General features: G+C 45.2%; 18 protein-coding genes. 9 read left to right on the top strand and 9 right to left on the bottom strand.

The genetic code is table 11. The annotated features are described in order from the left end of the window. Positions 1-15 precede the first annotated feature (15 nt). Positions 16-1,536, bottom strand: a complete 1,521-nt coding sequence (gene gnd, locus ACJJIO_RS16535; RefSeq protein WP_444909130.1) for an NADP-dependent phosphogluconate dehydrogenase — start codon at positions 1,534-1,536, stop codon at positions 16-18. Positions 1,537-2,673: 1,137 nt separating this feature from the next. Between gnd and ACJJIO_RS16530 the strand changes: the two genes are divergently transcribed. Further along, positions 2,674-3,156, top strand: coding sequence for a PraA/PraB family alkane oxidation protein activator (locus ACJJIO_RS16530; protein ID WP_252082480.1), 483 nt, complete (start codon positions 2,674-2,676; stop codon positions 3,154-3,156). A 317-nt stretch (positions 3,157-3,473) separates the two neighbouring features. On the opposite strand, the gene ACJJIO_RS16525 is transcribed toward ACJJIO_RS16530, so the two are convergent. Beyond that, complete coding sequence (locus ACJJIO_RS16525) at positions 3,474-6,485, bottom strand: TonB-dependent receptor (protein ID WP_444909129.1); 3,012 nt, start codon at positions 6,483-6,485, stop codon at positions 3,474-3,476. A gap of 609 nt (positions 6,486-7,094) precedes the next feature. Beyond that, a complete protein-coding gene (locus ACJJIO_RS16520) occupies positions 7,095-7,610 on the bottom strand; it encodes an RNA polymerase sigma factor (RefSeq protein ID WP_252082484.1) in 516 nt (171 codons plus the stop codon). 786 nt (positions 7,611-8,396) lie between these two features. On the opposite strand from ACJJIO_RS16520, the gene ACJJIO_RS16515 reads away from it, so the two are divergent. The 6 genes from ACJJIO_RS16515 to ACJJIO_RS16490 all read left to right on the top strand — a co-directional run bounded on the left by ACJJIO_RS16515 (position 8,397) and on the right by ACJJIO_RS16490 (position 13,711). Further along, complete coding sequence (locus tag ACJJIO_RS16515) at positions 8,397-9,869, top strand: alpha/beta hydrolase (RefSeq protein WP_444909128.1); 1,473 nt, start codon at positions 8,397-8,399, stop codon at positions 9,867-9,869. A 119-nt stretch (positions 9,870-9,988) separates the two neighbouring features. Further along, a complete protein-coding gene (locus ACJJIO_RS16510) occupies positions 9,989-11,083 on the top strand; it encodes a PaaI family thioesterase (protein ID WP_252082487.1) in 1,095 nt (364 codons plus the stop codon). Positions 11,084-11,241: 158 nt separating this feature from the next. Then, positions 11,242-11,775, top strand: coding sequence for a DUF2058 domain-containing protein (locus tag ACJJIO_RS16505; RefSeq protein WP_252082489.1), 534 nt, complete (start codon positions 11,242-11,244; stop codon positions 11,773-11,775). Positions 11,776-11,783: 8 nt separating this feature from the next. Continuing rightward, positions 11,784-12,341 (top strand): DUF1415 domain-containing protein, encoded by a 558-nt coding sequence (locus ACJJIO_RS16500; RefSeq protein ID WP_252082491.1) that lies wholly within the window; start codon positions 11,784-11,786, stop codon positions 12,339-12,341. 3 nt (positions 12,342-12,344) lie between these two features. Beyond that, complete coding sequence (locus ACJJIO_RS16495) at positions 12,345-12,932, top strand: endonuclease dU (RefSeq protein WP_444884251.1); 588 nt, start codon at positions 12,345-12,347, stop codon at positions 12,930-12,932. Between the two features lie 269 nt (positions 12,933-13,201). Then, a complete protein-coding gene (locus ACJJIO_RS16490; protein WP_444889798.1) occupies positions 13,202-13,711 on the top strand; it encodes a 6-carboxytetrahydropterin synthase in 510 nt (169 codons plus the stop codon). Positions 13,712-13,834: 123 nt separating this feature from the next. On the opposite strand, the gene ACJJIO_RS16485 is transcribed toward ACJJIO_RS16490, so the two are convergent. Together ACJJIO_RS16485 and ACJJIO_RS16480 are read right to left on the bottom strand one after the other, a co-directional pair. Next, on the bottom strand, positions 13,835-14,317 hold the full coding sequence (locus ACJJIO_RS16485; RefSeq protein ID WP_444900262.1) for a hypothetical protein: 483 nt from the start codon (positions 14,315-14,317) through the stop codon (positions 13,835-13,837). Positions 14,318-14,559: 242 nt separating this feature from the next. After that, positions 14,560-15,045 (bottom strand): hotdog fold domain-containing protein, encoded by a 486-nt coding sequence (locus ACJJIO_RS16480; protein WP_444886779.1) that lies wholly within the window; start codon positions 15,043-15,045, stop codon positions 14,560-14,562. A 493-nt stretch (positions 15,046-15,538) separates the two neighbouring features. Here ACJJIO_RS16480 and ACJJIO_RS16475 point away from each other — a divergent pair, with 493 nt between their 5' ends. Continuing rightward, on the top strand, positions 15,539-16,456 hold the full coding sequence (locus tag ACJJIO_RS16475) for a haloalkane dehalogenase (protein WP_252082499.1): 918 nt from the start codon (positions 15,539-15,541) through the stop codon (positions 16,454-16,456). A gap of 89 nt (positions 16,457-16,545) precedes the next feature. On the opposite strand, the gene ACJJIO_RS16470 is transcribed toward ACJJIO_RS16475, so the two are convergent. After that, complete coding sequence (locus ACJJIO_RS16470) at positions 16,546-18,630, bottom strand: neutral/alkaline ceramidase (protein ID WP_444909127.1); 2,085 nt, start codon at positions 18,628-18,630, stop codon at positions 16,546-16,548. Positions 18,631-19,395: 765 nt separating this feature from the next. Here ACJJIO_RS16470 and ACJJIO_RS16465 point away from each other — a divergent pair. Then, entirely contained in the window at positions 19,396-22,512 is a 3,117-nt protein-coding gene (locus ACJJIO_RS16465; RefSeq protein ID WP_444909126.1) for a cellulose binding domain-containing protein, read from the top strand. Positions 22,513-22,575: 63 nt separating this feature from the next. Here ACJJIO_RS16465 and ACJJIO_RS16460 read toward each other — a convergent pair whose 3' ends face one another. From ACJJIO_RS16460 to ACJJIO_RS16450, 3 genes are all read right to left on the bottom strand, one after another. Continuing rightward, positions 22,576-22,989 carry a nuclear transport factor 2 family protein gene (locus ACJJIO_RS16460; RefSeq protein WP_444909125.1) on the bottom strand — a complete coding sequence of 138 codons (414 nt, stop codon included), beginning with the start codon at positions 22,987-22,989 and terminating at the stop codon, positions 22,576-22,578. Next, positions 22,989-24,338: a 3-carboxy-cis,cis-muconate cycloisomerase gene (gene pcaB / locus ACJJIO_RS16455; protein ID WP_444909124.1), complete on the bottom strand. Its 1,350-nt coding sequence runs from the start codon at positions 24,336-24,338 to the stop codon at positions 22,989-22,991. The genes ACJJIO_RS16460 and pcaB overlap by 1 nt, the downstream gene beginning before the upstream one ends. 235 nt (positions 24,339-24,573) lie before the next feature. Then, positions 24,574-24,819, bottom strand: coding sequence for a hypothetical protein (locus tag ACJJIO_RS16450; protein ID WP_444909123.1), 246 nt, complete (start codon positions 24,817-24,819; stop codon positions 24,574-24,576). Positions 24,820-25,227: the final 408 nt, after the last annotated feature.

Here is a 25,227-nt window from a genome sequence, read left to right as displayed (position 1 = left end):
GTCGCTTTCTGAAGCTCAGATCTCCACAACTGGTCGGCCCGGCTCACCCCACAGCACATGGTATTTGCGCTGCTCGGGCTGATCTACCCGTGAAAAGGTGTGCGCACCAAAGAAGTCCCGCTGCCCTTGCAGCAAGTTGGCTGGTAGGGACTCTGAACGGAAAGCGTCGTAATAGCTCAGAGCTGAAGACAGCGCCGGTACCGGAATGCCATTGAGAGTTGCACTCGCCACTGCCTGGCGCCAGTTAGCCTGGTGGTCGGCGATCTGCTGGGTAAAGAAGTCATCTAATAACAAATTAGAGAGTTTGGAGTCTCGATCGTAGGCGTCACTAATCGATTGCAGGAATACCGCACGGATTATACAGCCGGCACGCCAGATTCTCGCAATTTCCGAGAAGTTCAGCTGCCAGCCCTGCTCCCGCGCAGCCAGTTTCATCAGGTCAAAACCTTGGGCGTAAACACAGATCTTGGCGCAGTAAAGGGCATCATGCAGCTGCTGGATCGCTTCCTCACGCTGCTCTGCCGCTACCTGGGTGAGAACTGGGCCCTTGAGTTTCTGCGCGGCGCGGGTGCGCAAAATTTTGCGAGTAGATAGGGAGCGGGCGTAAACCGCCTCGGCAATGCTCGGCGCAGGGCAGCCTACTTCAAGACTGCTGATAGCCGTCCAAAGGCCGGTCCCCTTCTGACCCGCACGATCCAAAATCACATCCACCAGCGGTTGTTCGGTAACAGAATCTAGGGTGGAAAGCACTTCAGCACTGATATTAATCAGGTAGCTGTTTAACGGGCCTCGATTCCACTCACGGAACACTTCGGCAATCTCCGCCGGTGACATCGCCAAGGCACTGCGCATCACATGGTAAGCCTCGCAGATCATTTGCATATCCGCGTACTCGATGCCGTTATGCACCATTTTTACATAGTGCCCAGAACCAATAGGGCCGATATAAGCCGCGCAGGGCTCACCCTCTTTCACCGGATTACCCGGCTCAAAGCGTTCTATAGGCTGGCCACTGGCCTTGTCCACTTTGGCCGAAATCGCGTGCCAAACAGGCTCGATACGGCTCCAGGCGTAGCGATCGCCACTGGGCATCAGAGACGGCCCAAATCGCGCACCAACCTCACCACCGGATACTGCCGTTGTAAAGAAGATCAGCTTACCTTCATAGCGCTTGGCACGCTCTACGGAGTCAGTCCAAAGGCTGTTACCCGTGTCCACAACAATATCATCAGCCTTGAGGCCAGCATCCAACAGTTTGCAACAAACATCATCTACTGGCGCCCCTGCAGGTACAGAAAGAATGATCAAGTGCGGCGCTTTGACCTTAGCCAATAACTCAGTGTATGAATTACAGGTTTCCACACGCGCAGGCCGATCACCACGTTCCTTTTTATCCTGTTCTAGCAGTGCATTGAGCCGGTTGTGATCCAAATCGAAGGCACAGACCCGATAGCCATTATCAGCCAAGTTCAAGATCAGGTTCTTACCCATCACACCAGCGCCAATAAAGCCAATGTCGCACTGTGAATCAGACATCAAATTCTCCGTCATAAGATAGGGGGGCTTTCAAGGGCGCGGAGTATAACAATATGAGTCCGGGGCAGGGAGAGCAAAAACCAAACAAAACCGTCCCCAGCCATAGTAAAAACGGCTTATGAAGTAGAAACTGGTACAGCGTAGCCCTTCACCAAGGACTTCCTCAAATTAGCCAGTAACGTGATAGCTTTTATCCTTTAATGCCAAATACACGCTCATTAAGCCCCACAAAAGCCTGCCCGAGTTAATTTAGATATTTAAAGCACTACAAAAAAACCTATGCAAAATTACACGCTGTCCGTTGATGCTAATTCAATCCACAACAAGACATTTACTGGAAGCCTCACGCTTTTCATCGGGTTTCTAACTATTTAGATATGTTCAAATATATTTCCTTTAATTTCCAACTCAAGTGAAAATTAGACTAACGAAAGTCTATAAATAGTCAATATTTTCTTAACTGCTCAGAACTGGGAATACATCGACAGATTAAATCGACCCAATGGAAAATTACAATCAATAAAACCTTTCCATAACCAGGAACCCAGCCACCGATAGTAATTTGTTATTAGCAGCCATAACACCCCACCAGGAAACATCTTATAAACAAACATGAAATAAGGATTAAAATAAAGTTGAGAAAACTGACAAACCAAAAGCTATATAAGCACTTTTAACTTGTTGAGTTTAATGAGAGAACAAATCCTAAATTCCTGTACTTTTGCACAACTCAAAACACATCAGAAATCTTAATAAAGGTCTACAGAACAAAAATAATATAAATCTGAGAATGCCATTATCAACAATATAAAAATTTTTTATATGTAACGCTGAGCTACCCCCGTGCCCATCATAAATAAAACCAACCTATTAATAGATTGAATTTGAGGATAGGAAATACGCCTCACAAATAAATTTGCGTCTATTTGGGCTAGACATCCCCCCAACAGCCATCCCAACACGTCTTTATAAATGGAAGGGGTTGGAACTGGGTCGGCTCCTATTATTGAGGTCTACTAAGTTTCATCACTTTCCAGCGATGATGAACGCTTCAAAAGGTAGCGCATATAAATTGACCAAGCATCAAGTAATGTGCCTGCATTAATAATTAACAGAAATATTAGGAACACCATTATTATGAAAAAGATCCTTACCGCTGCTTCTATCTGTTTAGCCTCTTTTGGGATAGCCGGGCTCGCGAATGCAGAAACCTGGTCTCCCCCAGGTGCAATAGCCCTAGCGAGTGATGGTAACCTCGAAGTAGAGAAAGGTATCCTGCTTCAATGTAAACTTTCTGGAAGTGTCGACTCTACAGGAGCAGATGCCTCAGTTGGAAGCCTGGCCCTCTCGGGAGGTTTCCTTAACATTTGCGGCACTATTTCTTTTAGCGGGCTACCATATGCCCTTGTAGGACATGCAAACAATACTGTAACCCTAAAAAATGTAAACGTAGCAGCTGTATCAGGTAATTGCGCGGGAGATTTGAATGGTAGTTTCGACCAGTCAACAGGCAAAATTACCTTTAATGATGCCCAAATACCTAGTACTGGATCAGGATCTCCTTGCGTTATAAATGGCGTTGTATCTACCAATCCACAATCATCGTTCACTGTACCCTAGATAGCCCCCTATAATTTAGACGCACGGGGTACTATCAGCAATCATGATGGTGCCCCTTATACAATTAATTGACTTATAGCAAAACACCCACCTAACCTAACTACCCTCAACTCACCCATCTCCAGCCAAAGAGCCTAAGCTTTAGCAATCGGCTAAAAATTCATAAAGAAATATTCAAAAAACTGGCAAATTATCAAATAGCAAGTTTACATTTAAAAACGCACCTCAATTTGTCAGAAGAACCTATCCAACAGATCAAGGTGCTCTTAAAAGGGCAATTAATATTTAAATCTGTCAATCAGACATAATCTCAGAGTTTAAAACCCTTTACTTATACTGAACCCAACAATACGAGGCTCTAAAGTAAATACATTTGTGGTGAGACCTGAATCATCACTATTAGTAAACATGTCTGTGATCGGTGCATCATCAAATATATTCTTCACATAGAGCTGCATATACAATTCTGAGTTAGGATGACTCAAACTGACTGAAGCATTGAGGTTACTCCAGGCCTTTAAACGATCATACTCTGTATTGTAAACCCTTGCATAACTCTCCGATTGACGATAATAGTCAGTTCGCAAAGTTAGGTCCCAATCTTCGATAGGAATTGTATGCTCCACTCCCAAATTTACTGTGAACCGTGGGGCATTTGGCAGTTCATTGCCACTTAAATCGGCGGCAAAGCCTCTCGCTCCATTCGGTGCATCAGTGAGCGGGTTATAGGGGTCGATATTTAGCCACTCATGGAAATACTGGCTAGACTCTATTTCCGGTGTGAAAGAACCCCATCTACCCGTAGTATCACATAAAGCCCAAAGCATTAATGGGTATGGTATTGCAAATGTCGCCTCCACTACATCTTTCGGCGCAACACAGTTAGAAGGAACTTGAAGACTTGGACGAACCACTAACCAATCCTCATGTCCTTGAGTACGGTTCATTACATCAATAGACTCTTCACCATCTGCAATACGGGTCTTTAGATAACCCATATTCATATCTAGCCGAGTATTGTCTGTAAGCTGCCATGCTAATTCCAGCTCAATCCCCATACTCTCTGCATCAAAGTTTTCGTTTAACGAAATACGGTCAACAATTTGGGAAACTTGATAGTCGCTATAGTCATAGTAAAAAGCATTAGCGTTGAGAGTTAAGCTGCCATCAAATAAAACATTCTTTGTTCCAATTTCAATTGCATTAACAAATTCAGGTTTAAAAGTTTCATCTAAAGGTTGGTATTGCACAACATTGGGATCAATATCTGCGCGAGGGGGATTGGTGCCGCCCCCTTTATAACCGTGGGCAAGGGAGAGATAAAGCATAGTTTCATCGGTAAAGGGCGTATCTGTACGCCAGTCTAGTACAGCGCGCCCAGTGTACTCCTTCCAGCTTTGAGTAACGGCATCACCCTCCGGATACCCTTTATAAACCAGCCCCCCAGAGGCAGGGCCAGGAACGATCTCACCGGTATCATTATCAGTTTCTGTTCCCAGTAATAACTGACTGGGTACCGGTGTGGAACGCTTGCGATCATTCGTGTAGCGTAGACCAGTGGTAAGCTTTACATCATTATTAATTTGCCAGTAGGTTTCGCCAAAAATAGCCCAGGATCGTGTTTCCACTAGATTTCGACTGAGGAAATAATTATGACCTTCCTCATCAATATTCTCTAATGAGTTGTAATCCACATACATACAATCTTGAAAACCCTCAATGTTCTGAGGGTCCGTGCAATTCTCTGTACCCAAACCAGCCTCAGGATCATCAACGCCATTGTATACATGCTCGGCAATCAGGGAGAACATATTATTAAATACAAAATAATCATCCTGAGTCTTAAAATCTAGATAATTAGCTCCCACAACAAAATTCCAAGGGCCATCAAAGGATGTTTGCAATCTGAATTCTTGACTCCACTGTTTGTTATCAGATCGGCTGATATCCACTGCCAAGACGCCATCCGAAGGTCCTAACTGTGGATCGGTATAGATCCCACCGGGCGTAGGGCCTGGATCCAATCCATATTCAGTAGAATCACTAAAAATCGAATCTGACACATACCGGTTGTAATCTTGGGAAGAGTAATAGTCGTCCTTGGCATATGTCGACTGGGAATAAAATGTAAGAGTATCACTCATTTCCCATGCAAAATTTAACTGTACCAAGTCATTCTCAGCGCGAAACACAGGATCAAAACTGGTAGCAATTTCACGCAAATCCCTGGACTGCTCAGCATTGGCATAAGGATTTGGAAGAAATTCCTTCATTACCGGATAATAGCCTTGAAGAAGTGCTTGCGGAGCAACAACAAATGCAAGCCCCTTAGCATTGGTTGTACCATATGCTTCATCACTATAGATTGAGCCGGGTAAACAACCTTGACTAAAAAAACCTGTGAAATTTTCTGGTACTTCAACATCTCCAATCATTGAAACGCCTGGATCTGTCGTACAAAGCTGCTTCCCTGTTCGTGAACGCTTATCATCCTCCTCAAAATGCTGCCAAATTAGATTGGCGCTAAATGTTTCTGATGGCTCCCACTCAAAAATTGCCCGAGTGGAATAAAGATCACGATCATTAACGTCATTGTCTGTATAGGTATTAGTATCAAATCCATCGCGCTTGGTCATAGCACCGGAGAGGCGTAACCCCATGGTCTCCCCAATGGGTAAATTAAACATACCGCTAGTACGCTTCGAATTATAACTACCTATCTCCGCTTTAATTTCAGAGGAAAATTCATCCTCTGGCATAACCGGCAACATATTAACCACACCAGCTGTGGCATTACGACCATACAATGTGCCTTGTGGTCCGCGTAGCACTTCCACCCGCTCAACATCAAAAAACTCCTGCTCAAACAACCTGTTACGAATCAATGGAGCATTATTAAAACTCACTGCCACTGCAGGATCTGTGGCGGCAGAAACTGCCTTGGTGCCAACGCCGCGAATGGAAAAGTTATAGGTACTAAAATTTGATTTGGAGAAATTTACATTCGGTATCGCCCGTAGTAGTTCCTCACCACGTTCGATCTTCAAGGCATCCATGCTATCCCCAGAGAGTGCCGAAACTGCAATAGGAACATCTTGGATACTCTCCTCAATTTTCTGGGCCGTTACCGTCACTTCCTCGATCGGCTGTTTGGAGCGGCTACTTCTTTCCGTATCCTGTTCCTCCTGGGCTAGGGCCGCAGTGGAAACGGTAGACATCACCAGACAGGCTATTGCAGCGCTGTACCAGGGCGTTGTTTGATTGATCGGATTGGTGGCACGAATCGCTTGTGCAATCAAATTTTTTTGCTTACGCAGGCTCATCATCATTCTGATTCTCTCTATTATATTTTCTCTGTTTTTCTGTCAGCCAAACACCACCTTATCTCAGGCCTAACTAGGTTTAAGACGCATTTACAGCACAGTCGGGGGGATCTAACCCCAGATTTTTCAGATCCACATTTACTAAATATTCGCCCCCAGAAATCAAGGAGATTAAATAAAACAACAATTAACACAACCAAACAATAGCGGTGACCAAAAGTTACAAACTCCGTCTTCTCAGCGTTACACTCACTAAAAAGGGCAACTTATTTCAAGCAGGAAGCTCTCACCTTTCATAAATAAAAAAGACTAGCCTCCAAAAGGTCTTTTCGAGTGTAGTTCAAGTAAGTGCAAGCGGATTTACAATTGGGGATAAATATAGCTTTTTAGAAAATCTTTAAATCTGCAAAAACCATCTGAAGATGAAGGAGACAATAAAAGTAGAGAATTTTTCTATTTGAGAGGCAAGCATCAATATGCTTAGGTGAATAGGCGTAAATTCAAGTACCAGATTCTAAAATTTGCACAGATAGACTTAACCTATAATTTAAAACACTTGTACTTAACCAATCTTTAATTGGATGATAGCCTGATTAAATATCCGAGAAAAACAGGTTATGAAACCTCCTCCACTGCCCGCCTAACCCTAATTAATGCGCGCTGGATAAGTTCCTTTACAGATTCCTTGGAGATCCCCATGCGTTCGGCAATATCCTGGTAAGTCAATCCCTCAAAACGGTGAAATTTGAATGCCGCCCCTGCACGTGGTGGCAGCCCCAGAATTGCTTTTAAGACGCACCGACAATCCTGCATACCTATTACTGTACGCTCCGGTGTAATAACATCGGGAATTTCATAATCAAGGGAAAGTGACTCATGGAAGGCTCGACATCGAGACTTGTGGTACCGACTGTGACTAACCAACAGATTTTTAGCTACCGTATAGATATAGTTTCTTGGATTTTCTATCTCTATATCGGACTGATTAAGGTGCCAGTGCAACTGAGCAAAAACCTCTTGCACTAAGTCATCAACATCAGCTGAAGCTACTCGAGAAGAAAAGTATCGTTTTAATCCTGGGCGATACTTATCCACCCAAGCTGAAATATCTTTTTGATAAAAATTATCCATAGTGAAACACACATGTGATTCAAATGATATTTAGTGCTCCCCCGACACAGAAAAGATTAGACAAACAACCAATGCAAAATCCACGAAATCCAGAAATTTATTCTTGTTATTTATCTGTAACAACTCCCCCCTAAGAACCAAGCCAAGCAAAACACAAAAACTACTTGGTCACAGTGAAAGGAGATTAAAAACAACCAAGTTAAGGAGAGTTAACAGAATAACCTCACAAAATTTTTTGATAAATGCTTGAAAGGACTATTTGAGAAAAATGAAACGCCTTTTTATAACTGAGAGCAAAAAACCAAATAATCTCCAAAACTAATTTCCTACTTCTCACCCTCAAGCTGAGTATCAACGAAATTAATCGAAGTTAATCTACCAATCGAGGACCTTTCAAGCAAACTGTGCCGCCCCCACCTTGTTCCAACGAGAGATTCCCAATGCTCATCAACTCAGAATTGCCAATCATTCTATGCAAAGCCGTCCTCACATATAGGTAGCGCCAACCAAACAAATCACAAGATGGTACAAATGCATACCCTACGGAGAGTAAAGAGTTATGAAATCAAGCCATAGGGCCATCGATTGAAGTAAGAGGTAGAATTGAATGACAATTCATAATCTCAATAACATTCAAGACTGAAAGCTCCAAGCTTACGAATATGAAAGGGTTTCAATCATTTCAGTAAAGGTAAGAGACCCACCTCTTTTACCATCAGCTGGCTCAATCAAGATTTTTCAAGTATAAAAATACAAAAAATTCACTCTAGGGAAGGATGGTAGTCAATGAGTTTTACTTTCAATCTCCATTTTTTAAAGGTCTTTCTATTTTTAAGTCTCCTTGTTGGTACAACAACCACCCATGCCAAATCTCCTGTTAATGAAGAGGCATTTACTTTCACGACCTGGAATAAGCAGACTGCAGAAGGCTATAAGGGCTTCTTTGAGGTAATTGAGAATCGTAGTAATCCGGAGAGCCGCTCACTGAAACTTCACTATGTGCGCTTCCCTACAACCGGAAAAAAGTCGGGCCCGCCGATTATTTATCTTGCCGGTGGCCCTGGTGGATCGGGCATCATGGCCGTCAACTATCGTTTTGATATGTTTATGGCTTTGCGGGAGTACGGCGATGTGATCGCCCTGGACCAGCGTGGCACCGGCCGCTCCAACGATCTGCCTCACTGTGAATCTCGGCAGGTTGTTCCCGCCCTGAAAAAAACAACTGATAGCCAATACATCGAATATCATCGCGAAGCTCTGCGTGAATGCCTAGCATTCTGGCATCAAAAGGGGGTCGATCTAGCCGGTTACAACACCCTGGAAAACTCTCGCGACCTGAAGGCGCTGAAACAACATCTGGGGGTAGAGAAGATTGTGTTATGGGGCACTTCTTACGGCAGCCACCTTGCTCTAGCGGCAATAAGGGAGATAGAAGACTCCATAGACAGAGTGATCCTTTCCAGTGCTGAAGGCCTGGATCAAACTGTTAAATTACCCGCGCGAACGGGTTCTTATTTAGATCGACTGCAACTCGCCCTGGACCAGCAACCCGCAGCCAAAGTGGCCTACCCTGACATCAAGGTTCTTATCGATAGAGTGCACACAAAGCTGGAGCGGGCCCCAGTCAAAATCCATATCCCTCAGCGGGAAGGCCACACTCTGGAGTACCTGCTTCAGCGTAGAGATATGCAACAAATTGCCTCCGCTTTTATTGCCGACCCCAAAAGTGTCGCCCACTTGTTAGGCTTCTATCGAACTCTTGATTTGGGGCATGTTCCGGCTTTCGATCGAGTTCCCAGGCGCTACTTTCCCGATGGATTCTTGAGTCCAGGCTCTCCAATTTCCCTGAGTGCCATGCCAACGGCAATAGATATAGCCTCAGGTATAAGCACACAGCGAAAGTCTGAAGTGAAGGAGCAAGCAAAAACCGCCCTGTTAAGTGACTACCTCAACTTTTCCTATCACTACGATGGTTTGGCTGAACAGTTAGACCTGGGTGATGCTTTTCGCAGCAACCCCCATAGCAATATTCCCATTTTGCTATTCAGTGGCACTCTTGATGGCAGAACTTACATAGAGAGCCAGCAAGAGGCAATGGCAGGACTTAGTAATGCCACACTGGTAACAGTAGAAAATGCCGGTCACAATTTATTTATGGCATCCCCAGAGATACAAGACACCATCAACTCGTTCATGGAGGGGCGCCCAATCGAAAAAACCACTCTTACGGTGGATTTACCAGATTTTTCACCACAATAAGGCTTGCCCACCCAGATTGCGGTAGGTCAATAGTGCCTGCTGCCATATCCAGCCCACATTCCCTCGTTTACCCAGCCCTTGCACATTAATCTTTCAATAGATGAAATTGGAGGCGGGGGATGACCAATATCACCGACGAAGTTCATCGTGGTGCCATCTGCGACCTGCGAGCGTTGCAACAACCCGGTCTACAGACTTTCAAACGATATATTCGTGGAAGTTTGCCGGGACCGCCCTTTTGGCGGCTCACAGGTATGCAGCCAACGGAAGCAGGGTTGGGCAAAGCCACCTACTCAATGCCCATCACTCCCTGGCTGGCAGACGGCACCGGGGTTTACTGGGGTGGTATTTACGCGATGTTCGCCGACGCGCCCCTCGCCTCTGCAATTTGGACGACTCTCCCGGCCGGTAAAGTACTCAGCACCTCTGAGTTGAATATGTGTTTTATCCGGCCAATTACCAGCAACACCCAGAATATTGTTGGCCGGGCCACGACTGTGCATTCCGGTAGTCAGGTGGGGCTCTCCAGCATTCAGATCAACGATCAAGATGGCAGAACCCTCGCCTATGGAAGTACCCGCTGCCTAATTGCAGACTTCCCAGTCAATCCCGATCAGGAGCTACCTCTGCCAGACCTGGGACCAACCGATCCCCCAGACCCCTATCTCAGACCGCCACCCAAACCCTATTTCTGTGATATGGGGCATCTGCCGGAACAGGTACCTATTGAGCTTCAGCGAACTACCATCAATGAGGGTCGCATTCACCCCGTATGGTTGCTCACCGGTTACCGCGCCATCGAAATCGAGAACGGCCGCTGTATTTCTACCATGCCCTCATCCCCCTGGTTCTCTAACGGCACCCTGTCTATCTACGGAGGGCTGCTGGCCTGGGCGGCGGACTTCACTATGGGGGCGGCCGTATATTCCACCTTACCGGCGGGCAGTATATTTGCCACCTTAGATATGCATATCCGCTTTGCCAGACCGGCCAAGCTCAACAGTGGGGACCTGATCCTCGAGGCGCAAGTTCTTCACCGCGGCCGCCAGCTACGGGTTTCCTCTTGTAATATCGATACCCCCAGCGGCAAACGCGTGGCAATTGCCACGGGCTCAGCACTAATGATTCCAGGGGGTGCACAAATGTTGAGCGATGGTAAAGAGCCCGATGAGATCATTGCTACCGCTACCTCTGGTAAGCCCTGGACCCCTTAAATCAAATTCCCTGCCAGCACCGCGGCTATCTTCAGGTAAAATGCCCCACATCTATGAAAGGGGTAAGTCCCCAATTACACTTTGACCAAGTAGCCACCAAACTTACTGGCGGCACAATCCAATTACTAATTACTAATTACTATTGCAGGAAACATACTATGGCCTCACTGCAAGACCAGCTGTTACAAGCAGGACTCGTCGACAAGAAAAAAGCCAAACAGATCGGTAAGGAAAAGCGCAAGCAACAGAAAGTTGCAAAGAAATCTTCACAACCACAGGTAGATGAAACGAAGTTAGCCGCGCAGCAAGCGCGTGCGGATAAGGCTGCACGGGATCGCGCCCTGAATGCCGAACGTGACGCTGCGGCTCAACAGAAGGCCATCGCAGCACAAATCAAGCAGCTGGTGAACAACAACCGCCAGCCCTACTCAGGTGAAACCGCCTATAACTTTACCTTTGATAAAAAAATCAAAACTATCTATGTCAGTGAAATCCTGCGGGATCATCTCATTGCCGGCCGGTTGGTGATTGTCGCCCAGGGTGAACAGTTTGAACTGGTACCCAGAGTGATCGCCGACAAAATTGCCGAGCGCAATACCGAAATCATTGTCAAACCTACCGAAACTTCGACCTCGGTGGACGAAGACGACCCCTACGCCGACTTCCAGATCCCCGACGACCTGATGTGGTAAGCCGGTACATGGAGCAACAAGTTACACAGACAGTGGAACAATGGCTCACCGATGTTGTGGTGGGCCTAAACCTCTGCCCTTTTGCGCGCAAACCACTACGCGCAGGCCAGATTCGTTATAAGGTCTGTAAGGCAAACAACGAGGATGCTTTACTGGCAGACCTCCTTGCTGAGCTTCAACGACTCGACAGTACGCCGGAAAACGAACTCCTGACTACCCTGCTGATTATTCCAAATTACCTAAAGGATTTTGCTGACTACAATCAATTCCTCGATCAGGCCGAATGGCTACTGAAGCGCAACCATTACGAAGGTATCTATCAGCTGGCCAGCTTCCACCCGGACTATCAATTCGCAGGTACTGCCCCAGAGGATGCCGAGAACCTCACCAATCGGGCACCCTACCCGATTTTGCACCTGCTGCGGGAAGAAAACCTAGCCAAAATGATTGATCTTTACCCAAACCCGGAAGCTATTCCGGAAAATAATATCCAACGGGTAGAGTCTCTTACTCAGGAGGAGAAGCTAAAACTCTTTCCTTACCTTTTCCAGCAGCTGAAAAAATAAACGATGAAGCCCATCGCAGAACTTCTTCGCTTGAAGAAGAAACTCCGCATTATTGGCTTTGACGATGCCCCTTTCCAAAAAGAGCGGGGCTCACCTGTAAACATCAGCGGGATAATATGTACCGATACCCGCTTTGAAGGCATGCTCTGGGGTGAGGTACAAAAAGACGGCATGGATGCTACTGAAGTTATCACGCAAATATTGCAAAGCAGCAAGTTTTACCCCCAGATTAACGTGGTACTGATTGATGGCGTCGCCGTTGGAGGCTTTAATATCATAGATCTCCCCAAACTGGCTGAATCCTTGAAGCGCCCCTGTATCGCGGTAATGCGTAAACCACCGGATATGTCAGCCATTAATAAAGCCCTGAAAAACTTCCCTGATTATTCACTACGCAGGGAGATTCTACTTAAAGCAGGCAAGGTTTATTCTCACCGTAATTTTTACTTTCAGGTACAGGGCTGTGTCCCGAACATTGCCGCCCAGATACTTGAGCAAGCTACTGATAACGGCAATGTGCCTGAAGCCCTGCGTTTAGCGCATATGATAGGCGCAGCAGTAATGACTGGACAAAGTGGGAACAGAGCCTGAAACATCTCTTTAATGTATTTTCTTATCCTTGGCACCTTTGAATTTATTCTTTCCACAATCCAATTAAGGCTAAGAGTGAGGACATCTTTCATTGGATACCAAACTATTATCGGCGACCTGTATCTCAAAATAGGCTGTTAGGAATTCTTTTATCGATCTTTCTGCTCAGCTCTTCTCCCCCATATTGATCAACCCTCCCAAGATATCTCAAAATATCTATTATACTCAGCAGCAAGCAATAGTAATCTGAGTAAATCAGGATCACTCCAATGCCTCAATACTTCAATATCACCTACTGCCTTGACCTCAATATCACCAAGAAAGTAAATTACGCCTATATAGAGGATAATAAGCTGGAAGAAGGCTTTGTTGGTTACAGGTATCGAGTGGAATGTACATGCAGAGCAAAATACCAAGATCCTCCCACCGACATGTCATTCCTGAAAAAAATATTTAAAGCTGAGATTCAGGATCTCTGCGATCATGCTACGATTATTGATTATCAAGACCCCTTTTTAAAGGAAATTATTAACTCCATAGAATACATGGGCATAATCTATCAACAACAAAAAAAGGCACAATTTATTCAAGCGAACTCCAAAATTGGGAAATTGTGTATAACACCCTTTAAACCAAGCTCCGAAAACCTCGCTAAAGCTTGGCATGGTGCCATTCATCAAAGAGTTGCCGCCAATAGCTCAGACCTAGATATTAATTTCGAAAAGATCAAAGTCTGGGAAACCAACAATTGGTATACAGAGTTCTCTGTAGATCTGTAATTAAAATAGTGGATAGTGATAGCAAAACAAGTTTCACTTAGAGTGGACCACTCGGGTACATTTCAAGGCTATTTTCACTGGTTTTTAATGAAAGTAGCCCTGAATATTAAAAGGTACTGCAATCTACAGAATAACAGCGCTATCCCTCGAGCCAGAGGTGAAAAGAGCGACTAAAGAAAACTGGCTAAACCCTTGGTCCGTTGAAAGAAACTCCTTGCACCAAAAGTGTAAATCTTCAGAAAATGCAGCTATAGCGGATTGTTTGTCGTCATCAGTTTTAAACTGAGATTCTTGAAATTGCTTTTCCAGCGCAGTGAAGTGACAGCGAACAACAGCCTGGGCATCATTCTTTCTTTGGTCATCCGTGACGGTCAGGGTTAATTGCGAGCTGATGGGTTCCCACTGAATAAGGAAGTAACGAGAACTATCATTTACATTTTTACTTAGCTTGGAAATAGCCAGCTCAAGGCTTTCGGCAAGATCCTGATAAATACCCTCACTGCTTAATGCCTGACTTTCCGCATTATATATTTCATACTCAGTATTATCCCCCTCTACCGCTTCAAAGGCGGATATCGAATGACTCATATCCCAAATTAAACCCATAACTCCTCCAGCCAGTCGATCGATTACCCTTACAAGTGAACTATTTTACGACGTTCACGGCCTCCGTACATCCACTTACGAGGTTCAATTGACTGTATAGATTATAAGCAGTGATCTAGGCCAAGACTGTTATATTTCAGATACTCAGAAAAGGACTATGAGGACTACCTGCCCTCAATTTCGGTCAATTTCTGCGACTTGTGACAGTCTAAAAACCTAACCCCATTTGCCAACCGCAGCCTTTACTTGTTTGTGGGGCGCTGAGATACACGCATGGTGATGTCCGCGTGAAACACTTCCTCACCGTTAGCATCGAAGACACCCACGGGCATAACCACATCACCAACCTGAATAGATGCAAAATCTGGATACTCACAAACCGCACGCAGGTTGGTTTTTGCCATTTTCAGGTACTTAACTTCCATCCCCACGGGTATCCAACGAAAGCGGCGATCCAGAGAAACATCCAAGCAGACCCCGCCGGCTAGTTCGGCAGCATTACACATCGCAATCGCATGCACTGTGCCTATATGGTTTGTCACTCCCCAACGTTTCTTCAGCAATACTTCTACACGCCCCGGTGATACCTCAGCAAAGCAGGGCTTAATAGACCTAAAGTAAGGTGCTTTGAAAGCGACCACCTTCGAAACTGTCCAACGCCCAAACGCCGAACCACCAAACTTCTTCCAAAGCTGCAAAACTGCACTCTTCGAGGACTGATACTCCATCTTGTCTCACTACCTTAACCGTTTACTGATAAGCCCTTTGCTAAGGGGCTTGTTAACGGGGGCACTATACAACATCTCTTCTCTAAATCAGGTAATCAGAACTATCAGGGTAATTGACCCTCAAGTGCGCCTAGGGGTTGCCCAAAGACAAAGGAAGCGGAAGATGACCTGTACTCAAGCCTGTGTAGGCTCTCATCCACAGTTTAACCATGCATGCCAACCCTGCACTGAAATTAGCATTTAAATAGAAAGTAAAAGTCGAAAAGCTAAAAACACATTCACCGGAACTTAAATATCTATCTATAGCTTGTGAATTGTGAGAACCATTTCTTATCGACAACATGTAATACTTGAAGAAATTTTACCTATGAATCTACAGCAAAATCAAAAAAACCTAAAAACCATCTTTAAGTTGTATGCTGATTATTGTTTAATTTCGTAAGTTAAAATCATAAAAGTCTAAATACTAACATTTAATAAAAGAGGCTTGCCAATGCCTATTGAGCGATTAAGAACTCCCGAAGAGCGCTTTTCCCTTCTGCCAGGCTTTCCCTATCAACCAAAATACATCGATACTCTGGATGGATACGATTCAATGCGTATGGCCTACATTGATGAAGGCACCTCTGATGCAGAAACAACATTTCTTTGCCTACATGGGGAACCAACCTGGAGCTATCTGTACCGAAAAATGATTCCAGTATTCATAGAAGCTGGGCACCGGGTTATTGCTCCTGATCTCTTTGGTTTTGGTCGTTCCGATAAACCAACAGATGACAATACTTACACCTTTAATTTTCATCGCAACAGCCTGATACAACTTATTGAACACCTAGACCTAAAAAATATCACTTTGGTATGCCAGGACTGGGGTGGACTTCTAGGCCTCACTCTGCCAATGGATATGCCGGAAAGATTTACACGATTACTGGTAATGAATACTGCGATTGCAGCGGGGGATGGCGCTTCGGAAGGTTTTTATCAATGGAGAAATTTTTCTGTCAGTGTTCCAGAGATACCGGTAGGCGGCTTAATTGCCACTGATGCCAGATCGGAAATCAATCTATTTGATATAGTGGCTTATGATGCTCCCTTTCCCGATAACAGCTATAAGGCCGGTGTTCGTCGCTTCCCCTCAATTGTTCCCGTTGATCCCGACATGGAGGGTGTAGAACTGGGGCTAGAGGCCAGAAATTTCTGGTCCAAGACCTGGGAAGGCGATAGCTTTATGGCAATTGGAATGAGGGATGCCGTACTCGGTGAAAAAGTAATGGAAATGCTTAGGGGAATTATCAAAAATTGTCCTCCGCCTCTCAAGCTTGAAGAGGCTGGTCACTTCGTACAGGAATATGGCAAGGAAATTGCTGAAAAAGCCCTATCTCATTTTCAGCTACAAAAACCTGCCCAATAGATAAGAGTTAAAAAATTAGTGTTCATTGCATCTAAATCAGGCCGAATTAACGGCCTGATTTACTAATCGAATAATTTGATCAACACAACTCAGTTATTGACAGTAAAACTGCTCGACTTGCCTGAGTAGCTGCTAACCTTCCCTGTCCAGCCACTTTTCCAGTTTCCCTTGTGTTTTATGCGATAAGTACCCGCAGGAGTATCCTCACCAATTACCCACTGCCCTTCAGCAAAGGAGCAGGCCAGGCAGTCTACCGCAGTATCCCGTGTCCAGATAAAGCGAGTATCCAAGTCATTGTCAGTAAGATAGGTTTCCCAGTTGCCATTTACCTTACGTTGAATCTCTATAAAGGTATCTCCCGTTCTGAAATCGTTACGGGGATGACCGGAGCGAAAACTCGCGGAGACAGTATCACCAATAGAATAGTTGTTACGTACATCATTCCAAACCTGGCCGAAGGATTCCCATAGGCGCTTATCATCGTAGACGACACCAATGACATGAATAATTTGGTCATTCGATAAATCTGTTGGTGTCGGCCCTGCATCCACCGCCAGATTATTATTCATGGCGTTGGCCATGCCTGTATAAATCTGTTGATAAGCCGCCAAGGTATTGGGCCCATAGATCGTATGCCCCCCCTCATAGTGTTGTCTGTCAAATTCTTCATGAGTGGTCACATAACCGGTATAAGCATTGGCCAAACCGGCAATAACTACCCTGGTAACACCGTGCCCCTGCATTGAAGCCAATACCTTTTCTTCCAGGCGGCGACCAGCCATAGTGGTCATTTCACTCGGCGCAGCCACTAGGACCAGGGACCCAATGCGAAACATCTGAAATGGCAGATAAGGGGTATACAGCTGTTGCCCTACTACTTTACGCTCAACAAAAGTGGGTTTGGGATATTGGCAAGGATCATCCTGTGTATCCTTATAAACGGCAGCCGCAGAGAAAGCGTTCATTAACCCAAAGAGCGGGAAACCTCTGATCACTGATTCGAATAGGCTTTCGCTGCGATCCCACTCAATGCCTTCGTTTTCAACTGACATCCCCTCGAAAATACCATCAATCCCACTGGGGCCATCCCAGGAAGAGCCAGCTGTGAATGACCAGCCCACGGCACCTTCGCAAATGTTTTGCTGCCCTTCGCCAGTATATTCCCCGGCTACGGTATAACCGGGGAAATATATGTATTGATGGCGATAATCAAGATTGTTCAATAATTTATTGTTAGAGGTGCTGTAAAGAGACTTCGCTTTGTTTGCCTGTTTTTCTGCAGCCAACTCAAGACTCTCATATTCACTGGAGCCACAACCATTCCCTGGGCCACAAATATTGGGAGAAGCGTCACCTAGATTGCTATTGGCAAAGGCCGCAACAAGATTTCCTGTCGAATCTGTCTGATTTGAAGCCCATTGCTCAAATAAATAACTGGCAGCACCCTTGTGATCACTACTCAACTGACGTTGACCGGTACCAAGTGAAACATTGTGTAGCGCAAACCAGTTAATAATACCCAATGCTTTATTATTCGCATTAACCAGCTTGAGCTGCGTCATAGTTTTGTTGGTATCGTATTGGTAATTGCCCGTATCCGGATTTTGCGCGTAGGGCTCCGGGTTGCGGTTGACACTCGTGTTGAGCAAGGTACCTTGCTCCAGGTAAATGTCGCCCTCTGCCAAACTGCTATTTGCCATAACAATAGATTGGTAGATACCTTCTACGATCGCGTTATAGTTATCTTCCGCATAACCCAGTGCACTCATATTGAGCATCACATAGTGATCATAACCTCCAGGACCTACGTGGGTGTGGGTGGCCGTGAGCATCACATTTTCATCTGTAAAGCGGTCGTTGCCATACCTACTCTTGAGCTTAGCAACCACACCCTGTTTAACACCTTGAGTAATACTCTGTAAATCGGCGGAAACAAATACTAGACGCTGACTATCCTGAGGATTGGCGATTACAAAAGCACGGGACCACAAGCGGCTATGAATTCCTTTGGTTGTCTGACTGGTTTCTCCATAACCAACCATACCAACATCGGCGGCTGGCCCAGTGATATCGTATTTACCCGTACCTAATAGCCACTCTGCACTAAGAGCCAGGGGGGAGAATCCAAGCAGTATAAAAAATGTGGTATACCATCGAATTATTTTTGTCTTCATTTTTTCTCCATAATTTTTATACGAAAAGTCCTTTCAAAGCCCTCTATCCTTGATTTCAAGGCGCCAAGAAGCCAGTCCCTTCCGAAAAAATCAGCTTGATATTGTGTAATAAAAACTGGCCGAACCAGTGGATAGCTGTGAGTAATTACCAACTACTCACAACGGTTCTCTCTTCCTGATACCGCTGCCTTAGCATTCTAGAAACTGCGAAGAATGATCGGCAGGGTCGATGTCCTTGATCGCACCAGGCGTTTATTATTCTGTAAAGGCACGCGGGTGCCAGCATACTCTAATTATCCCAGTCAGTGTGGTTAACAGAACTCAACGGCCGCCAAAATAAATCTGACATGGTAAATTTCAAAGTAATACCAACCCAATAAAAAACAGAAATAACAATTAATTATTTCTGTTTGCGCCAACTGACAGCACTATTCATCTTATAAAGCACAACAATAAAAAGATGACTCGCGCGTTCTAACAAACACTTGATCAGCCGCTCATCTACCATGGCGATAAAGGACGTAATGAAAAAAAGACCGATAAAACTCATAGGCTTCCAGTAAACAATCACTGAGGAATGCTGGGAAGGGGATCAAAGTATGGCCAGGTCTTTTCCGGATAAAATGACCTACAAATGGGAAAAAATAGAGAAAAATATACCTTGGCTATTTAGTCATGAAAATCCAGATATTCCAGAAAGAAACTTTATTGCCCAGAAAGGGCCCTAAGAAGAGTTGCAAATAATGAATAAGCAGTGGTTAGCAAATGCGTATTAAATTACTCAAAGCGGGTTTCACCTCCCTATTCTTACTCGGCATCACCCCTCTCTCCATGGCCGCAACCAACTGTAAGGTCAATATGGTTGTCCAAAGTCAATGGGATAAGGGCTATATGGCCTCTGTAGTGGTCCGTAATACTGGCACAGAGCCTATTAATGGCTGGAACCTTAATTGGCAATGGCCCGGAGACCAGGTAATTGACGGCTCCTGGAATGCCAAAATTTCCCAAAATGGCAATACTGCAACAGCGGAAGGTACAGGTGACTTTGCCAATATTCCCGTGGGTGAGGCTCGCTCTTTTGGCTTTAATATCGCCTACTCTGGAGGAACACAAATCCCCTCCAAAATCAATGCCAGTTGTCACAATCAGCAAACCCCTCCACCGACAACATCAGAGCCACCGAAAACCAGCCCGACCTTATCAGCAATAGAGAGCTACAACTATATTTTGGGCACCCAGACTATCAGCCCTAAGTACAGCTTCACAGGCGAAGGCTCTCTAGTGGAATCCGCTAAAGCCATCCGCGCAATGGGGTCCAACCTACTTAAGATCGCCCTGTCTACCGGCTTGTACGATGAACTTAATGGCTTGGGCCTTGACTACCAGTTCAAACGGATGCTGGAAGAAGTACCCGCTTACCGAGAGGTGCTCGATATGGACTTCTCCCACTATATGTTCTGGGTGGAGGACTCCGGATCTTGGATGGACAATAAAGGCATGTCTCAGGAAGAGCTCACCTGGCAGTACGATAAGATTTATGCGATGGCCGAGTATCTGTTAACGAAATACAGCGGCTCAGGTAAAACGTTTATGATCGGTCATTGGGAGGGCGACTGGAACCTCGTGCAAAAAGCCGATGGAACACGGGACGACAACCAAGTGAAGATTGATCCGCTGCGTATTCAGGGATTGATCGACTGGCTCAATATACGCCAAAAAGCCATTGAAGATGCCAAGGCCAATATTCCCCACTCCAACGTCAACTTGTATCACTATGTAGAGGTGAATCGGGTTGAATCCGCAATGCAGGGTAAAGAGCGCATCACCAACGCCGTGTTGCCACACACCAATGTCGACCTCGTTTCCTACTCAGCCTATGATCTGACTACCAAAGAGAAACATTCTGATTTTGCCACCCTACACGCCGAGCTAACCAAAGCACTGGACTTTATTGAGTCAAAACTGCCGCAAAAAACTGGTCTGCCCTTCGAAAAGCGGGTGTTTATCGGTGAATACGGTTACGGTGAATCTTGGTTTAAAGACTGGGGCACCCGCTCTGGTGAAGCGCAAGATATGTTGTCTCGCAATGTAATTAAAACCTCTCTTGAGTGGGGCTCTCCCTTTATTCTCTACTGGCAGATGTACGGGAACGAATACGATAGCTGGATTAAAGAATTTGTCGGTTACTGGCTGATTGATAACAATGGCAATAAAAAGGAGATTTATCAAACCCACAAGAATTTTTACACTGATGCCAAGAGCTATCTAAATAACTATCACACCAAGCAGGGAGCTCTACCCTCAGAGTCTGAATTCCGCGCTTTTGCCCTAAAATGGTTTGAATCCTCTACTGCGACTAAACCTGACAACACCACTGAGCCCACATCAGGTACGAACACTGGGAACGGCACTAATACTGGAACTGAGCCAACACCCACAACACCCACAGAGCAACCCCAAGCCTCAGGTCAATGTACGGTGGAATACGCCATTCAAAATGACTGGGGTAATGGATTTATGGCCAATGTTGTCATACGCAATACCGGGGATCAGCCACTGGATGCTTGGCAAATAAAATGGCAATGGCCGGGCAACCAAAAAGTAACCCACTTTTGGAATGCTGAGGTGGTTGACCACTCTGGCTCGGTAACCGCTAGCGGCCAGGATGTTATTCCACCAGGAGAGGCACGTGCCTTTGGATTTAATGGCGAGTATAGCGGAACCAATAGTCAGCCAACTCTTAATGCCACCTGCCAAGCCAGCGGTTCATCCCAGGTTGGCACCGGCAATCCAGCAACTCCCCCCGTAGCCGGAAACCAACCCGGCGATAGCGGAAGCTCCTCTCAGGATGGTACCGGTAAAATCAAACTTTGGTTTATCGGGGATTCAATCACCTATGGTATGACCACCCTGCCCTACAACTCAATGGGGTTCCGCTCACAAATCTGGCAGCAAATCGTCGAGGCCTCTGATGGGAAATCCAGCTTTCCCCTAAGCAGTAGCGATAATAACGGCAGCCTGACCATTAGCTATAATGGTCAGCCCGTAGAAACTATTGGTACTGTGAGTGGCCCAACCGGACCCGATGGAGTAGAGAAGAAGACTGGAAATTACTGGCATACCGGAATTCCTGGAGCAAGTACGAGCGATATGCAGTGCTTTCTTAATCCTACAGGCCATCAAATCCCAGCAGGTTATAGCTCTGCCAGCTGCGCAGATGCTATTGCCTACTTTAATTCTGTCGTTACTGAAATGTGTCGTGAAAGTGGTAACAGCGCAGGGTGGTTAGACAACCAAGCCTGCCCATTAAACCTAAATCTGGCGGCATCAGATGCTATTATTGTGCCTATCCAGCTGGGCACAAACGATATCACCCATCTCAATCGGAATGGCGCTACCCAATGTGGTGCGGCTCCGAAGGCTGGGAGCCTAACGGCTAAGCGCCTAGACGAAGTAGTGGAAAGCATTATCTCTAGCAATAATACTCGAGATAAAACAACGTTGGTGGGCAAAATATACAGCCACCTAAGTGCAATGGGTATACCGGATAATAAAATTGCCTTTGTAATTTCCACCATTCCCCGTAGAACGAACTTGGATGGTCAGGACCCTTCCAACCATTGTACAGACTATTACAACACGAAAATCAAAAGTACTATTGCTAGTATCACTCCTCCGGTAAAGATTCTTCTTGTTGATCAGGGCAATATTGTACCGACAGGTGATTCTGTACACCCAACAACAGCCGGACATAAAGTTATGGCCTGCAACTTGCTGTATGGCTATAACTATGGGCACTCAGAAAATTTTAACTGTCCTACCCCCAATAGCACACCAAAAACTGGTTTACTGCATGCTTTTGCTGCTGTATCAGTAAAATAGCCTCTATTAGCTATTAGAAAGGTGTTCTAAAAATTCTAGCATCCATTAAAAAATAGAAGTGATTTATTGCGGAGCATTTTTGCAAGATATAAAGTCCCCATGGATTGGTGCGGTATCATAAATAATTGTTACAGCCATAAAAGTACTGAAATCTTCCGTTAAATCGAAGAGGTCTACCACATCAATTGTGGCCGGACCTCTTCCTGCTACTGACCGGGTATAGCTAAGATGTAATGCAACTTGGTTAGTCTTTAACACACCCGAAAGTATATTATTCAGTTTCATAGCACGATCACTAATTGACTGAAAAATATAGGAATAAAAACTCTCTACTGAGCATTTCCCAAAAATTGGCGAATAGACCAAAGCATTTTCTGAAAACAATGAAAGAAGTGTATCCAAGTCCCCCCGCTCCAAGGCAGATAGATATTGGTAACAGAGCTGCTCGGTCTCTTTAATATCTACAGATTTCTTCATCACTTATCTTGCCTAGCCAAAGTTCGATCCACCATCTCACCACAAAGCCCAAGGTAATTATTGGGATCAAGCAGCTTATCCACTTCATTATCGGTTAAGGCCTTAGAAACCTCATTATTCTCCTTTAATAGATCCGCAAATGGGCGATCAGTTTCCATTGCTTGACAGCAAATTTTGTAAACAAGATCGTGAGCTTTCTCACGGCCAATCTTTGGGCCTAGCCCCATCATCACCGCTTCAGAAGAAACCAAACCTCCAGTCATCTGTAAATTTCGCATCATATTATCTGGGTGTACATTGAGACCCCGCAACGCGAACTTCGCCTGTGCCAATGCCGCAGCGGATAAACAAAAGATTTCAGGAAGAACCACCCACTCAATCTCCCAGGTTCCCGTCGCACGCTCGTGATCTTCCTCCATAGCATTGAGTAACGCCGCCACCTGTTGTCGCACAATGGGCACTATTCCACTCATGTATACTGAGGAAACTGGATTGTGCTTTTGCGGCATAGTGCTAGAAGCACCGCGCCCCGCAGTGAAGGGCTCCGTGACCTCCCCGACTTCTGTCTGTGCCATCAGTTTGATATCTAGGGCTATCTTACTCAGAGTGCCGGTGATTAACCCCAATAGACAGGCGACTTCAGCTATCCGATCACGCATGGTATGCCAGGCGATAACAGGTATAGCGAGATTAAGCTCCTTCATAAGTCCAGCCTGTACCTCTAGGCCTTGATCTCCCAAGGAGGCTAGGTTTCCCGCAGCACCACCAAATTCCCCGACTAGGACTCGTTTCTTAATTTCTGTAAGCCGTTGCTGGTGCCGATGAAAACCCGCTAACCACACAGCTGCTTTATAGCCAAAAGTAATTGGTACAGCTTGTTGAAGGTTACTTCTCGCAACCATTGGCGTATCCCGGTAATCCTCGGCTAGAGAGGCCAGCGCACCGGCGATTTCATCTACTTCCGTCTCCACAAGCATTAATGCTGCACGAATCTGCAATACAGTAGCGGTGTCGGTAATGTCCTGAGTTGTTGTGCCCCAGTGGCACCACTGCCCTAGACCACCGTTACAACGCTCAACTAACTGCTGTACAACTCCAAATACCGGGTAGCCAATTAACTCTGTCTGGGATCTTAACTGCTCAAGGTCAATTTCTTCAGCACGACAATGTTGGCAAATCTCATCTGCTGCCTCTTTGGGAATGATATCAAGTCTCGCCTGTACCCTGGCCAAGGCAGCCTCTACATCCAAGTAGTACTGAACTCTTTGCCGGTCAGAAAAGATCTCACTCATGGCAGGAGTGCTAAAGAGACCAGAAAAGACCTGCGAGTCTATAAGAGTTGAAGCCATTGTTAACCTCCCAAATAACAGGTAACAGCAGCGCTTTAAAGCAAAGTGTAATAATCAAGAAGAGCATAAAATGAGGCAAATACAAGCATCAGTGTGCATATGCCACATTTTCTTTAAAGAGTAGACAATAGTCCCAACTTTCAGAGACATTGGTATGATCCATAGCTGGTAAACTTAACCGGGTCAAGTTAAGAAACTATGTAATCAAATTGAAGCAAAGTTGAGATATTCGGCGCTAACCAGCACCTAGGCCAAATGCTAAGTACCCGGTAATAGCCAACAGGAGCAGAAGCCCAATTAATCCCGCCCGACCAGGTAATTCTGCAGGTGATGAGTGTATGTTTTTTTCACGTACATAGGTGTTAACAATTATTCTTGCTTCTTTAAGATTAATATTCTTGTATTCACGCAGAAGCTTCATAGCTTGAATCATTTGGCCACTTTCAATTGCATCAACTACATCTTCTTCCAATTTCATCATTGGTCCAATTACCGCTCAAGGAACTATAATTTTGGCATATAAAATATAAAAATTCATGAAACCTACTATAGTTATGTCGAACCATTCCTATTAGTGTAATTGATTATATAAGAACGCCCCCTCAAGAACCTGACTACAAATACCCACAAATTCTTAAACAATCTTTAATGTTACTGACTGAAAAAATAAAATATATATTCTATAACCACCAAGAATAAGCCACCACTTAATCCTTTTTTGCAACCACAAAGAAGTCAACTCGAGCAGGCGAAAATAAATTAGTATCAACCCCTGCTAACCAGGAGAATGCCATCTTTGGAAACCCTAAAGACAACAACGTTAAAGCGCCTAGATCTCACAAAAGTATTACCAGTGAGACTTACAAGTTCGACAACTACACCCTTCTCA

The sequence above is a fragment of the Microbulbifer mixtoriginis (SeqCode) genome, assembly GCF_052467235.1.
The sequence above is the reverse complement of the archived record's forward strand: the minus strand, read 5'-3'. Positions and strand labels throughout refer to the sequence as shown.